The 15,421-nt window shown below is 63.0% G+C and carries 7 protein-coding genes; 1 reads left to right on the forward strand and 6 read right to left on the reverse strand.

All coding sequences use genetic code 11. The features are described from left to right. Nucleotides 1-165: 165 nt before the first annotated feature. From HY962_10200 to aqpZ, 3 genes are all read right to left on the reverse strand, one after another. A complete protein-coding gene (locus HY962_10200) occupies nt 166-2,145 on the reverse strand; it encodes a T9SS type A sorting domain-containing protein (protein MBI5647291.1) in 1,980 nt (659 codons plus the stop codon). A gap of 371 nt (nt 2,146-2,516) precedes the next feature. Further along, nucleotides 2,517-3,635, reverse strand: coding sequence for an aminotransferase class V-fold PLP-dependent enzyme (locus tag HY962_10205; protein MBI5647292.1), 1,119 nt, complete (start codon nt 3,633-3,635; stop codon nt 2,517-2,519). Nucleotides 3,636-3,936: 301 nt separating this feature from the next. Continuing rightward, nucleotides 3,937-4,620, reverse strand: coding sequence for an aquaporin Z (aqpZ, locus tag HY962_10210; GenBank protein MBI5647293.1), 684 nt, complete (start codon nt 4,618-4,620; stop codon nt 3,937-3,939). A 208-nt stretch (nt 4,621-4,828) separates the two neighbouring features. Between aqpZ and HY962_10215 the strand changes: the two genes are divergently transcribed. Next, the gene (locus HY962_10215; protein ID MBI5647294.1) at nt 4,829-5,149 is read left to right on the forward strand and encodes a hypothetical protein; all 321 of its coding nucleotides are present in this window, start codon (nt 4,829-4,831) and stop codon (nt 5,147-5,149) included. A 498-nt stretch (nt 5,150-5,647) separates the two neighbouring features. On the opposite strand, the gene HY962_10220 is transcribed toward HY962_10215, so the two are convergent. The 3 genes from HY962_10220 to HY962_10230 form a co-directional block, all read right to left on the reverse strand. Then, a complete protein-coding gene (locus HY962_10220) occupies nt 5,648-8,725 on the reverse strand; it encodes a carboxypeptidase regulatory-like domain-containing protein (GenBank protein ID MBI5647295.1) in 3,078 nt (1,025 codons plus the stop codon). Between the two features lie 106 nt (nt 8,726-8,831). Beyond that, nucleotides 8,832-9,968, reverse strand: coding sequence for a T9SS type A sorting domain-containing protein (locus tag HY962_10225; GenBank protein MBI5647296.1), 1,137 nt, complete (start codon nt 9,966-9,968; stop codon nt 8,832-8,834). An 11-nt stretch (nt 9,969-9,979) separates the two neighbouring features. Next, nucleotides 9,980-15,235: a T9SS type A sorting domain-containing protein gene (locus HY962_10230; protein MBI5647297.1), complete on the reverse strand. Its 5,256-nt coding sequence runs from the start codon at nt 15,233-15,235 to the stop codon at nt 9,980-9,982. Nucleotides 15,236-15,421: the final 186 nt, after the last annotated feature.

Raw genomic sequence — 15,421 nt, forward strand, 5'->3', positions numbered from 1 at the left:
GTCGAATGTGGAAAGTGGAATGTTGAACGTGGAAAGTGGAATGTGGAAAGTAGCAAAGTAAAAGAAGACCGCGAATCGCGGACGCCTTTCCACTTTGCTACCTTGCTGCGTTGCTACTTTGCTACGTTGCGACCTTTTACTTTCCGCACTGCCACATCTACCCGGTCAACGTATAGCAACCACCATCGCCCGCTGTAGCGTTCGTCCGCCGGCGATCAGTCGCCAGAAATAGATACCGGGAGAAGTGTGTCCCAAAACGATATGTGCCGTGTGGGAACCACGGGTCTGCACCGCATCCACTGCCACCTGTACTTCACGGCCAAGCGCGTCATACAGCGCGAGGTGTACGTGTGTGTCGGCGGGCACGGAGTAGGCGATGTCGGTATGTGTGACGGCGGGATTCGGGTGATTCTGTTCGAGCGAGAAATCATCGGCCATGCCGAGAAGCACCGCCACGCTGTGCGAGTACGTCGCCGATCCGTCGCTGTCGATCTGCCGCAGACGGTACGCGGCTCCGCCCGACGTGTGATGCATCGATCCGATCACATCCGTGTACGAATACCGCGAGACCGATGACGTGCTGCCACGCCCGGGCACGAAGCCGATGCCGCTCCAATCCTCTCCCGATGCAAACCGGCGCTGCACCTCGAAACCGAGATTGTTCTGTTCGTTATCGGTGCTCCAGTGGAGCGCGATCACGCCCTCGTTCATGTCCGCAGTGAAGCGTGTCACATTCACCGGAAGCCAGCAGCCGAATCCGGGGGCCATGCCGCGATTCCTGTACGTCGCGATGCCGTTATTCGCCATCAGGACAAACGCATACAGGCAATCAGGTTCGTTGCCAAACCACTGGATGCCGTGGTCCACATCGGATATATATGCGTTGTTGCCGATGGAATGATACACGTTCTGGCCGAGATACGGTGTATTCCCAATAACGCGGGACGCCGATCCGATCGCCGAGACGTCCATGACACGGGCGCGTGTGTTGAGATTGGGCGGGTTCGTCGGATTCGTGGGATACGCATCCGCGCAAAGTAGAAATCGTTGGTTCGCATTTTTCGGATTCGCGAAAAACGAAAGAGGACCCGCAGGACCCGTGCCGGTGATCGGATCGGATGACAGCGTGTCGAGTATCGTCACAGGGACCGACGTGCTCGTTATTGCACCCGACCATCGGAGGACGCGGCTGCCCGTGGAAGTATATATATCGTCCGTGATGGCATTTCCTGTTACCGCGAGTCCGTTTCCACCGGTGTTGGGCGCATACGTCCATAGGCGCCGCGCGATGCGGTATTCGAGTTTCCTGCCGAGTCCGTCGGACACGTTGAGTGTTGTATCACGCTGCAGTATCAGGATCTCATTGTCCTGTCCTCCATCCTTTATACCCGTGATATACACTTGTGTTTTGTCCACCACCTTGAAGGCGCCGAGTGTTGCATCGTACACTCGTTCGCGTTTCCCCGTCACTTCGAAAGCGTCGCCCCAGCGCGACCACGACATGTCGCTGTTGCCCAGGGAGCCGGTGTTTGCGCGCGTGAGGTCCAGCGTCACGTACATACGACGCGGTGTGGACCACGGGGTGTCCCAGCGGTAGATGCGCAACGGACCCTGATACAGGTAGGTGGAGTCACAATTCGGCGGAGGACCGGGGAAGCAGATCCCGAACAGAGGGGCCACGAGATTGCAAGCCCAGATGCGGCCCTCGTCGTCGACATCGATTTTATAGAGCGACATCTGTCCGTTCCCATATCCTCCGTAGTATGCGTTCGGCCACCCCTTGCCTGTCACAACCGTATCGAGAGGTACGGGCAGCACACCTCCCGCGCCCGTCACCGCATCACGCCCGACGGATGTGACCGGCAGCAATGTCATCGGATCGAGGATGCGTATCGTGGGCCGCGGCACTCCATTGCTTCCCACCGTGACCAGAGCAGGGTTCACAACATAGAGAAGTTTGCGCACCGAATCGTACGCCAGTCCCGTGTACTGCCGCTGCCCCGCCATCCAACCGTATGTCGGATGCGAAACCGAAGCGGGCTGCAACACCGTCGCCAAGTCCTCCCAGTCGATGTTCCCCTGCGACTGCGCGACACTGCCACAACACAAACACGCAGCGAACACCATCAGAATCCGACGTATCATACCACCTCCGGAATGTGCGTATGCTAGAAGGACAAACCCGCTTCGCGGGAAGTTACACTGCGGATGAAGAACGTAGAAAGTAGCAAGGTGGAAAGTAGCAAAGTAAAAGAAGACCGCGAGCCGGGGCGCCTTTCTACGTTGCTACGTTGCTACTTTGCTACGTTGAACGTGGAAAGTGGAATGTGGAAAGTAGCAAAGTAAAAGAAGACCGCGAATCGCGGACGCCTTTCCACTTTGCTACCTTGCTACTTTGCTACGTTGAACGTGGAAAGTGGAATGTGGAAAGTAGCAAAGTAAAAGAAGATCGCGAGCCGTTCGCGCCTTTCCACTTTGCTACCTTGCTACTTTGCTACTTTGCTACGTGTAACGTGTCACGCGACACCGATTGCCTCCACCGCGGCGTCGATCTCGTCGGTGGTGTTGTAGAAGTGCGGCGCGATGCGGATGTGACCGCTGCGCGCAGAGACGGTGATACCGCGTGTGTGCAGCGTTTCGGCGACGGCATCGGCGCGGTCGTGGCGGAAGGTGACTATGCCCGCCCGGCGGGCCGGATCGGCGGGGGTGAGCAGCGGAAAGCCCTTTTCCGCGATGCGTTCGTACGCATGATTCGCGAGGGCGCGCACGCTGCGCTCCACGTTCTCCATGCCGACGCGCTGGAAGAGAGAATAGGACCCGTGTGTCCCGAATATGCCGACGGTGTTGTAGGTGCCGTTCTCGTAGCGGCGCGCATCGTCGCGCGGCGCGAGGCGGTAGTCGAAGAAGTCCCACGCGTGTCCCACGCTGAGCCAGCCGAAATGCGCCTGCGCGATGCGCTCCTGCGCGCGTTCGCTGGCGTAGATCACCGCCACACCCTGCGGTGCGAGCTGCCACTTCTGCACGCCCGCCGAAAGGAAATCCACCGGCGTCTCGCGCAGGTCGAGGCGCAGCGCGCCGAGTCCCTGTATCGCGTCGATGGACAGCAGCACGTTGCGCGCGGCGCAGAGATCCGACAGCGCCTTGAGGTCGATGGTATAGCCCGAGAGGAACTGCACCCAACTGAGCGCCACCAGCACCGTGCGCGGACCGATGGCGCGCTCGACGTCCGCCAGCTCGATCACGCCGTTGCGCTGCGGGACAAAGTCGAGTTCCACACCGTGCCGCGTGGCGTTCAGGAAAGGGTACACGTTCGCGGGGAATTCCTGCTCGGCCAGCACGATGCGATCGCCCGGCTTCCAGGCAAGGCCGCTCGCAAGCACGTTGAGCCCTTCGGACGTATTCTGCACAAACGCGACCCGTTCCGGCGCGCATCCGAGCATGTCGCCGGCGAGCACACGTGTCTCGCCCAGCACGCGCAGGAAGGATTGATAGATCTCGATGTCGCCCCGCACAAACACCTCGGTGGCGCGCCGCACCGCGTCCTCGACGTAGGTGGACCACGGTCCGGTCGCAGCGTGATTCAGGTAGATGCGGCCGGATTCGAGATAGGGGAACAGTGAACGAACGTCTTGCATGGTATTCGCCTTCAACGTGAAGCGCGAAATATCCGGCGCATACGCGCCAGATCCCAATGCCATCTTGTATCAGGCAGCGTCCACACCAGAACGGCCACTTCATAGGTTGATGTCGCTAAGCGGCCTCAGTCGCTTCCACGGCCATGTGTCCATTCGTCTGATCGTCTAACCGTCTGATCGTCTAACCGTCTGATCGTCTAACCGTCTGATCGTCTAACCGTCTGATCGTCTACCCGTCTGATCGTCTAATCGTCTGATCGTCTAACCGTCTGATCGTCTAACCGTCTGATCGTCTAACCGTCTACCGTCTCCCGATAAAACGATACACCATCGCACCAAGAACCGCACCTACAATAGGAGCAATCCAGAACAACCAGAGCTGCGCCACCGCCCAGCCGCCGACAAAAAGAGCGACACCGGTGCTGCGCGCGGGATTGACCGAGGTGTTTGTGACGGGAATGCTGATGAGGTGGATGAGTGTGAGACCGAGGCCGATGGCGACCGGCGCGAAACCTTTCGGCGCGCGTTCATCCGTCGCTCCGAGGATGATGAGGAGGAACATCATGGTCATGACGATTTCTGTCACCAGCGCCGCAAGAAGGGAATACTGCCCGGGCGAATGTTCCGCAAAGCCGTTCGACGCGAAGCCGCCCGCGGTCGTGAACCCCGCCTGCCCGCTTGCGATCACCAGAAGAACGCCGCCCGCGGCGATGGCACCGAGCACCTGTGCGGCGATGTAGGGGACGAGTTCCTTCGCCGGGAAACGTCCGGCGGACCACAGGCCGATCGAGACGGCCGGATTGAGATGGCATCCGGAAATGTGTCCGATGGCATAGGCCATCGTGAGCACTGTCAGACCAAAGGCAAGCGAGACGCCCAGGAGTCCGATGCCCACTGCGGGGAATGCGGCCGCGAGCACCGCACTACCACATCCGCCGAGAACGAGCCAGAATGTTCCGAAAAACTCCGCGCCATACTTCTGCATGGGAGGCCTCTTCGAGAATAATGAATGGGGAAGGATATTTCGGGAAGATATCCACGCCGCAGCCGGATTCAAAGGTCACCGATTTCTCCCCTGCCGGGATCGAAAATTCGGTGTCGATCCGTCTTGCATCCCTCGGTTCGGGGTCTCTATATTTACGGAGTTACAATATCCCGAACTCTCATTCTCACCAATTATAAAGGACACACTGATGAAGAAAGTATTTGCCCTCGCCGCGATGTTTGCCCTGTCGTTCACGCTGATCTCCGCCACGGCACACGAGGATCCCAAGAAGGAAGGCGGCAAGGCCGCATCCTGCTGCGCGTCGAAGACCGTCGGTCAGACCAAGGACGCCTGTGGCGACAAGGCCAAGCAGGCTTCGTGCAGCGACAAGGAGAAGGCCGAATGTGCATCACACGCTGCTACCACTGGCAAGAAGGAAAGCTGCGACATGTCGAAGTGCGCCGGTCACGCCCAGAAGGCCTCGACCACCACACCGGCCGACAAGCCCGCCGCACCCTCGAAGAACTAAGTGTTCCGGACTGTACCACAAAACCCCGCCGATGGCGGGGTTTTGTGTTAATAGGCCGGGCCGGGAATCGGGCAGGAGAAACGCTCCAGCAGGCAGCCCCCGGTACTCTCTACCCGACGTGTGTCGGCTTCGACACGTTCAGACTGACACAAGCATGCTGTGCAACCCGCGGGACCGGCACAGCGTGCAATTTCGACCCCGCGCCGCGCGTTTGGTACACCTCCCTTCCCTCCGTTCCTCCTGTGTGCTTTTCTCACGTACTCCCTTCCCCGCGTGTGTCGGCTTCGACACGTTCAGACTGACACAAGCATGCTGTGCAACCCGCGGGACCGGCACAGCGTGCAATAGCGACCCCGCGCCGCGCGTTTGGTACACCTCCCTTCCCTCCGTTCCTCCTGTGTGCTTTTCTCACGTACTCCCTTCCCCGCGTGTGTCGGCTTCGACACGTTCAGCCCGACACACGCGCGGTAGACGTATCATCGATCCTCGACTCCCCGCTCACCGCTCGACCGCCGCATCGGGCGGCGCAAATGGCGGAGCGGTCAGATCCAGCACGGCATCCCGCCGTACCTTGACATAGTATCCTCGACCGGGCCGGAGAAGATTGCCCTCGGGAAAACGGTAACCCTCGCCGGGTGTGAATTGGAACACGTTCACGAGCGCATCGACGGGCGTCTGCCGCAACGTGCCGATGTCCACCGGACCCGAACCCGCGCCAACAAGATTCCAGCCGCCGCCTATTCCCTTCAACACCAGACGCAGCGCGCCGCGCAAAGCGCCGCTTATGAGCACGCTGTCGGTCTTCGCAAACTTGATCCAATAACCGACTCCGAAGACCAGGCGCGACTCCTCCACATACCCGGTATCGGGTGCGTAGCGCCAGGCCTTGGCCGGCGAGGCGTCGGGCAGAAGTGTGGTGATACTGCCGTCAACTGGATCGACAGGCAGTGAGACGAGATTCCACCCCTTCCTGTAGTGCAGCATCACGCTGCCTCCACGCGGTGTGGCGGAGAAGTTCAGATCGGATCGAGGTGATACGAGCAGCGCAATCGTGTGTGCCGCGGGGATGAACGAGTACATGGGACTCGACGCTGTAACGACATATGATCCCGTGCGCAAGCCGGGAATCGAGAAGCTGCCGTCGGCGCCGGTCAGAACCTGCAGCACGCTGTCGCCGCTGATGTCGATGCGCGCGTTCGCTAGGGGCACACCGCCCGCATCCACGCGGCCCGAAACGGGATAATACGCGAGATTCGAAACGATCAACTGCACGGGCACGACAAACGGGCTGTTGTCGCCGTTTCCGTTGAGAAGCACACCGCCTGTGTGTGTACCCGGAGCAAGACTGGCAGCGTTGATCGAGACCAGTATCGAGTCACCGCCCGCGCCGGCCGCGGGTGCGATCTGCATCCACTGCACGGTGGCGCTCGCGGTCCATGCGAGTGATCCCGTTCCGGCATTCCGGATTTTGACATACTGCGGCGGCGGATTCACGCCGGGCTGCGTCGAGAACTGCAGTGCCGCCGGCTCGGCCGCGAAGCGTGGTGTCGCGGTGACGATAAGTGTGACGGGCACGGCGTACGGCATGTTTGCGGCGTTGCCCGTGAAACGAATCGTGTCGAGATAGGTGCCCGGTGCGATCACGGTGCTCGGGATATGCGCCTGTATCGTGCCGCTGTTGCCGCTGCCGCCCGAGGGTGTCACGTCGAGCCAGGGGCTGCTCCACGAAACGCTCCACGACAACACTCCGGAACCTGAGTTTGAGATCGTGAGATCCTGTGCAGGAGGCAGCGGCCCGTTTTGCCCCGCCGTGAACACCAGCGACGAGGGTTTCGCCAGAATCACGGGCGGCGGCGAAAGCACGGAAAAATCGGCGTTCGACGAGTCGATCAGTTCGGGCGAACTTCCGGAACGGATGCGCACGCGGGCGTTTTGGGTTTCCGGACCCGTCACCGTCCACGGATAACTTCCAGCGGCGGCGGCAGTGTTTGAGACCACTGTCTCGCCGAAACTCGCACCTCCGTCGCGCGACAACTCGATGGTGACGGTGCCCAGACCCGCCGACACCCACGTGATGTTTTGCGTGCTGCCGATGGTCCAGTTCTCGCCGCCGTTCGGCACGGTAAGCACAAGCGTCGCCGCGGCGGGAAGATCGGACGCGTCGCGGAAGTACAGGCCGTTAGCGGAAGAGTTCGTATTGTACAGGTGATTCGCGGAGACGGACTGGTCGAGCACGTCGCCGTCGAAATGATAGACGCCTGTGAGGCCCGCCGCCCCGCTCTCGAACTCGAGGCGAAATGTGTTCGCGATGTCGGCCGCGCTGCGCGCGACGTTCCAGAGGCGCAATTCGTCAAGCCGTCCCGCAAGGGCGTAGGCCTGCGCTGGACCGAACTGCGGATCGGACGTGCCGACCAACAGAGAGGCCTGCGACGATGGGGACGCTCCCGCAAAGCCCGCCGATCCTTTCTGCACACCGTTGATGTAGAGACGCGCGGTGCCCGTGTTTCCGCCGTACTCATAGGTCGCGGCCACATGCACCCACTGCCCGGTCGGCAGCGGATCCGTACTTTCAAGCACGTTTGCCCAGACGCCGGTCGGCGCAAAACGGAGGCGCCCGTTCTGTTTGTTCACGCCCAGCCAGTACGAGAAGGAATTGTTCGGCACCGAGCCCTTACACACAAAGGTCTGAAACGCTGTCGCCGCACCGCCCGCGGCAAGGTAGGCCCAGGACTCGATGGTGTAACTTCCGGAGAAGGTGTTGCCCGTGTGTGATGGACCCGAAAAATAGTCGTGACCGCTGCTGCCGTCGTTTACGAAGAGGGCGCAGATGCGTTCGTAGTGTACTCCCGGCCCCGCGGGATACGTGACACTGCCGACGGCGCTGCCGTCGTTGCCGCGGGCTGAATCGACGGCGTCGCCGTTCATACGCCACGCCGCGGCGAGTGCGTTGCCGTACAGCCCGCCCGCAAACACATGCGGCACGCGGTACAACAAACCGAGCGCCACGTTGTAACTGATGGGCGCCGACCAGATGCGCACTTCGTCGATGCCCCCACTGAAGAAATAATTCGCCGATGCGCCCTGCCTGTCGGCCCCGATGCGGAGATCGTCCACCGAGGTTCCGAGCGACTGCGTCACCCCGCCGATGGCGCGGTCGAGCGTGCCGTTGATGTAAAAGAGTATCTCGTTCTTTACATCCGAAAATGAGACGGCCACATGCGTCCACTTGTTCAGCGGCACAGAACTGTTGCTTTCATACAGCACACCCGATCCGGGATAAAAGCGCAGTTGTCCCGTGGTGTTCAGGCCGAGCCAGTATCCCGTGTTCCATGTGTTGCCGACAATGGTCGGAAAACCGGCATACGATGACGGCGCTATCCACGCGTCGATGGTCATGGCGCCGCTCTGCGCCAACGCACCGTTGAGTGATATGGAGTTCGGCACACTGATGTACGACGAGCCCGGGAAGGACGCGTGCCTGTTCGCGGTAGGATACGCGCCGCGCACCGCCGGCGCGAGCCACAGCAGTGTAACTGCCGCAAAAAAAATAGGAAGTGTACGGGCAAATTTCGTCATCGGTGCAGTCCTGAGTCTTTGTGCCTATGGAGAATGAGTATCACCGCAGCCGCGGAGAGAGGTCCTGCGACCTCCCTCCGCAATGACTGCGGAAGTCGGTGGAAAATCAGCGCAGGACGACGGAGCGGATCCGTGACACACCCGCCACGTCGACACGCAGTAGGTACATGCCCGCTGCCGGGCGCCGCCCCGCGTCATCGTGCAGATCCCACTGCGCCGTGTGCCGGCCGGCGGCGCGCTGCGCGCTCGCCTCGATGAGGCGCACGCGGCGTCCGAGGGCGTCGTGCACCGACACCGACACCGCCGACGCACGTTCGAGCGTGTAGGCGAGTACCGCACCGCCGCCCGTCGCGTCCGCCGGATTTGGGTACACGTCGCCGAGCGAGAAGTCCGCCACCTCGGGTGCGTCGCCCGCCGACAGTACCATGTCGACGTGCACGGGGATGATCACGGGAGGATTCGCGAACGACTGGCGGATGCGCACCTCGCCCGACGTGCGGCCGTTCTCGAACGCGAGGTGATTCACGCCGATGGCGAGATCCTGCGCGCCGGTGCCGCTGGTGCGGCTGAGTGTGATCCACGAGGCGCTCGCCGAGGCGCTCCACGACGCCGTGGTGATGCTGGGCGTCACGCGCACCGTCTTCGTGGCGGGAAGCACGGTGTCACGTGTGCTGAGCGAGAACACCACGCTCGCCGGCGCCACAGTGAACGTGAGCGGCGTCAGCGTGTACTCCACCGAGATGTTGATGTCGCCTGTCGCGAACTGCGTGACGACGCTGTCGCCCGCCTTCGCCACGTTGTTGTTAATGCGGAGGGTCTTGATGCCGCTGTGCAGCGCGGGCGGCACGAGCAGTGTCACCGACGGCCAGGTACGCCCCGCCTGGTAGCGGATGCGGTACGTCTCGGTGACCGTCTGTCCCGAACCCGGCCATGGCCGGAAGTCGAGGAGGGAGCCCTCGCCGAGCGTGATGCCCTGCGCGGGACTCACCAGCCGCACGTCGAAAATTTCCGACGGCGGCACCGGCGGCAGTTCCTGCTCGCCGATCGACGCGTCGAGACCTTTCGTCGCGGCCTCATGCAGTCCGGTGAGCACCGTGCTCTCCTGGCCGCGGTTGTTCTTCACGAGAAAGGGAATAGTCACCTGCTGCGCGTGCGTCTGCGCGAACGCGGGCGCGGCGGGCAGGAGGCAGCCGAGGAGCAGCACGGCCAACACACGATGCGGGGAGAGATTGAATCGTTTCATGGCGCGTCTCCTTACTTCACGATGATCATGTGGCGTGTGATGCGGGTGTCGCCTGCACGCAGTTCGACGAGGTACGTGCCCGCGGGCGACGGACGTCCCGACGTCTCGCGGCCGTCCCACTGCGCGGTGTGGCGCCCCGCGGCGTGCAGGCCCGACACGAGCGTCCGCACGACGCGGCCGAGTGCGTCGTACACGGTCAGCGTCACGGTCTGCTCGGCTGCGACGTCGTACGAGAGGCTCGTCGCGACGGATCCCAACACACCTGTGCGGAACGGATTCGGGTAATTCTGTCCGAGCGCGAACAACGCGGGCGCGCCGGACTGCGTCACCGTCTTGCGGACGAGAACGCGGGTGATGTTGCCGCCGTCGGCGGGTGCGGGCACCATGATGCCGCTGCCGGCACGAGCGTCCAGCGTTCCGAGCGGCGTGCCGTCTTGGAGTGTGAACGTGTACGCGCCCGTCCCGTCGGTCATGTGAATGCGCCACGGCGCCGCGCCCTGCAGGCGCAGCGTCTGCTCGCCGGCATCCGGCGCGAAACCTGCGTCACCGGCGAAACGCGCATCGAAGGCGGATGACGGCGGTGTGGGCGGGAGTTCCGCCGCGACGCGCTCGTCCTGTGTCAAAGCCCGCACGGCGGCGTCCGGCGCGAGGAAAAGGTCCGTGCCGCGACCGCCTGCATCAGACACGGAGAACGTGGCCGCGCGCGGCAGCGATGCCACGACACGCGCGTGGTCCGTTTCCACAGCGGCGGATTTTGTCGCGCCTCCGCCGGAACCGGCGAAGGGTTTCACGAGTTTGAGCGTCGCGTTGGGCCGCAGCTTCACCCAGTACCCCGCGCCCGGTTTCAGCACCGTGGCGGGTTTGTATCCGGCGTTGTATTCGAACAACGAGATGATCGCGTTCGAGGGCGTCTGCGAGATCGATGCCAGCGGCACGTCGTACGAGATGCCGCCGATCAGGTTCCACCCGTCGGCCGCGGCCTGGCCCGTGCCGGGAAGACCCGTCACATCGAAGATCGTGCGCTCGATGCCGTTCACACGCCCCTCACCCGTGCCCGCGAATCGCAGCCAGTAGCCCTTGCCGAAGGTCAGGGCGTCGGTTGTCCGATACCCCTGCTCGGTGTCGAAGCCGTAGAGCGGGCTGCGCACCGATCCGTCGCCGAACACGCTGTTCACGCGGGAATCCGTCAGCATCACGGGAAGCGACACGAGCTGCCAGCCGTCGCCGTGCGTCACTTTGTACGCCGTGTTGGGCTGCCCGTTGCCGTTGCCCGTCTCCGTGCCCGGATCCGGCACAGGGAGCGTGATGGTCACATCCTTGTCGTCCTGTCCGCTCGGATTCCGCAGCGCGATGAGTATGCCGAAGCTGCGCTGGCGGTTCTTCACGTCCTGCGTCTCGCCGTTGTCGAGGAAGCCCTCGAAGATGTAACAGTCGTCGGCGGGACGGAGCGCGATGAGGATGGCCGGGGCGCGCTGGCCGCCCTTCTTCTCGAAGAGCTGCGCATCCGACGGCCGCACGTTGAGAATCGGATTCCCCTGCTTGTCGGTCACGCACACGCGTCCGCGAATGAAGGGGAAGCTCGACGCATCCACATCGGACACGGCCACGCTGATCTCAGTGCGCGGCAGTTCGCGGCAGGTGTCCTGCGTTACCTCGATGGTGAAACCGCTCGATGTGCCCGCGTCCACCTTCAGGGATGTCGTGGCGCGCATATTCACGGACTCGCTGCCGACGGCGAGCACGAAGCTGCCCGTCACGGTCGGGGAGATCGGATCCCAGGTCAGCATCAGCGGATTTCCGTTCTCGCCCGGCTGCAGCGTGCCCGTGTACGTGTGCGACCCCTTGATCGCGCGGATGTCGGTCAGCGAACCCTGCGCAGCCCCGTCGATGTTCTTGAAACGCGCATCGTGAACGGCCGTCGGCGGCGGTGGCGGCAGTTCCACCTGTCCCGACTCAAGGCCGTCGCCCGCGCCCGCCTGCATGCCGTAGGTGAGTGTGGTGGTCTCGTTCTTGACCGTGGTCACGCGGAGGACGTGTGTAAACGCCGCCGGACCGCCGGTCGTGCAGGGCCGCGGCACGAGGATCGGCTTGACGAGCAGATGCCGGAGCAGCTTCACGCGGATCTTCTGCGCGTACCGCCATGCCACGGGCGACACCACGTCCTTGTCGTTCAGGTTTCCGCCCCAGCCGAGGAAGTCGAAGCCGCTCGTGCCGCCCTTCGGCAGCTCGAGGTCGATCTCCTCGCCCGACACGCCGCGGAAACGCTTCGGCGCGCCGAGCACCGACTGCCAGGCCTCGGGGACGTCGTAGACAAGCTCGAACTCGCCTTGCGGCAACGGGGTGAATTTCGCGAGCAGCATACGCTCGCCCGGACCGTCGTTCTGCGGATTCAGGACACGCGTGTCCGGATTTTTCGTCCCCGGGAAGTGCCCCTCCCATCCCGTGAACTCGAAGCCGGGATCCGGATCGGCGACGAAGCCGAAGTTCAGCGGCGCGGTAAGACGCAGCCCCTGCTGTGTGAACAGGCGATGCGAGGGGATCTCGGTGTTGAAGGGATATATGCGTCCCCCGCCCGTCGGAATACGATTGATGTATCGGCACTCGGGACAGATCTGGTCGATCCCGCTCAATAGCGGCGGCACCTGCGACACGGTCACCGTGTACTCGCCCCAGTTGCCGACGCCGTTTGCAAGGTCGATGAGGTCGAAGGAGCTGCGGCGCGCGGCGACCGTGAAGCTCACCGATCCGTCCGCGGTCACATCGAAGAAATATCCGCCCGTGAAGCTGCGCCGCGCCTCGACAGGCGACGACGTCGGTGTGGGCTTGTACGTCACGTAGGGATCGAAGACCGAGCCCTGCTTCGGCACCACTGTCACGCGCGCCGAGGTGCCGGAGAGTCCGCTCGCCGTCAGCGCGAAATGATCGATGTCGAAGTAGTACCCGAACTCGGGCTGCTTCTTGTACATGATCGAGCCGTCCACCGACACGGGCGTTCCCGTCGCGGCGTTGAACGACACCGGCGTCGCCGTTGTGGCAGTGTTGTTCGGTTCGTTTCCGTCGTAGCCGAAGGTGGAGCGGATCGGGGCCGGCGGTGCGGGGGTGATGGCGACCTCGTTCGAGGGCGTGCCGCGCGCCCCGGCCTGGGTGACCGGCACAACGCGGAACGTACTCGCGGATCCCGCGATGAAGGAAGCGGTGGAGAGGTCGGCGTACCAGTACCCCGGCGCCGCGACGCCCATCGCGTAATAGCCCGCGGGAACGTCGTTCCAGTTTGTGCCGTTCCTCTGCTGCACGACGTACGAGCCGCCGGAACCCGTGAGTGTGCTGCGCCAGACGAGTACGCCGCCGGGTTGCCACGCACGTTCATTCGTGCCGGCGACGGGACCGGGTGATCCAAGGCGGCCTTCGAGCGTATTGTTCGCTGCGGTGATGCCGCCGCCCGTCGTGGTGTAACGCGCCTCGTAGTAGCCGACGGTGTTGTTGATGATCACGGACCGGGTCGCGCCCCACACCGTGCGGGTCAGGGAGGCGGAACGATTCGCGCCTTCGTACCACCCGTCGAAGTAGTAGCGCGTGCCGCCGACGGTCACTTCGGCGGGGACAGACACGTTCTGAATCGCGTATCCCAGCGCGAGGAACAGGGGCCGGATACGATCGAGTGACGGACCCGCCTCCATATCCACCGGCAGAGTGACCGGGATGCCCGCCGGCTGCGTGCCGAAGAAAATCGGGCGCGCCAGTTCGCGCGGGCCCCAGGCGACGAAATTCGCCGCGGCCGAGCTGATCTCGTTGTTCGAGAAGTTGAACTCGTTGTTGTCGCGCATCAGCGCGCGCACTGCATTCGTGTTCAAGACCATACAATTCGCATTCCCCGTGCCGCGGAAGAAGTACGCGGGCTGCGGGCAGTCGGTATCGCCCTCGTTCTCGCGATACTCGTCAGGCGCACCGAAGAGGTGCATCGTCTCGTGCGCGATCACCGGGCCTCCCAGTTCGCTGTTCAGCATCGCGTAGGGACCGATCACCAGGTCGGGCAAATCAAGACTGAAACGCAGCTCGGGGATGCTGATGCGACCACCGATATACCCTGTGCCGGCCGAACGTGCATAGGCGCGATGACTGGATCCGGGGGTGATGAGTTTAATGAAGTAGCTGATGGTCTGATCAACGCGCAGTTCCTCACTGCGACGATCGTTCCACTTCATCACATTGACGAATGCTTTTTCCGTGCCCTCAGGGAACACACTCCACACGGCGGCCAGATCGCACGGGATGCAGAGTCCGAGTGTAAGAATGGCGCCTGCCCATCCCTCCGCGGGCCCGCCCCACGGATCGGCGTACCCGAGATTCCGCATCACCTGCCGGACGAGGCGGAAGTCCTGATCATTCGGCACCATGACCGGTTCGCCCGTCACGCGTACGACGGTCGTCAACGAAGGACGGTAGAAGGTCGCGCGGAACGACAACGTCTTCCCGTAGCGGGCCGCGGAGCGCGAGAGGAAGTCGAACGCGCGGAAGATCTGTGCGATCTGGAAGAGTTCGTTTTCCGTCGTCCAGTTACCCACGGCGCCCGCACCCGTGCTCTCGAGCATGAACACCTCCACGTTGATGACGCCGTAGAGCACGCCGCGCGGGATCCCGAGCAGCGACTGCAGACTGTCCTTCACGCGTCCCTGCCACTCGACGGCCGGCACGTTCTTCGCGCGCGCGACGCTGTCGCTCAGCGTTCCGAGCGGCGCGAGGAAGGCGCGGAAGGCGTCGCCGTCATTCGGCGACAGGCAGCTCGCGGCGCGCATGCGCTCGGCGATGGCGTCGTCTTGCTTCGCGAGCAGACCACTCTTCGCCGCGGCGAAGTACTCGAGTCCCGCCGCCACGTCCTCCGCGTAGGGGCCGCTCACGGCCTCCTTCTGCATCGACGGCGTGGTGCGAACCAGCGCCACGCGGTCGAGCGCCTCCACGGCCGAACGCGCCTCGGCCGGCACGAAGCCCAGAAAGCGCTGCGGCGACAGCAGCGTCGATACGACGCCTCCCTTTTCGACGATGGCTCTCGCGAGCGCGTAGGCCTCGTCCCAGTCCCGGCATTCGGTCGTGATCACCGCGTAGTCGCGGTAGTACTCCACCTGCTCACGGTCGGGCGTGCGCGTCTGCGCCTGCTGCGCAGACATCGGCAGGGTGAGGAGGAAGCCGAGCAGAATGCCCACGGCGAGACGCGGTCGGAGCGTTGCACGCGGCATGCCCGCTCCACGGAATGCTTTGACACGAATTTTCATAATGTCTCCACGATATGGCAGTATGTGATACGCGATACTGCGGATAATATATATCCGATTTACAGCTGCGATTCGGCGACGAAAAAGAACGGGTATACTCCGAGAAACCCTTATCCGCCAGAAAAAGTTCTGAATGACGTACCAAGAATATATCGCCTCCCGGCCCACAAGTCAACATCCGCTCCG

The organism is Ignavibacteriota bacterium (assembly GCA_016218045.1).
Classification (GTDB): domain Bacteria; phylum Bacteroidota; class Ignavibacteria; order SZUA-365; family SZUA-365; genus JACRFB01.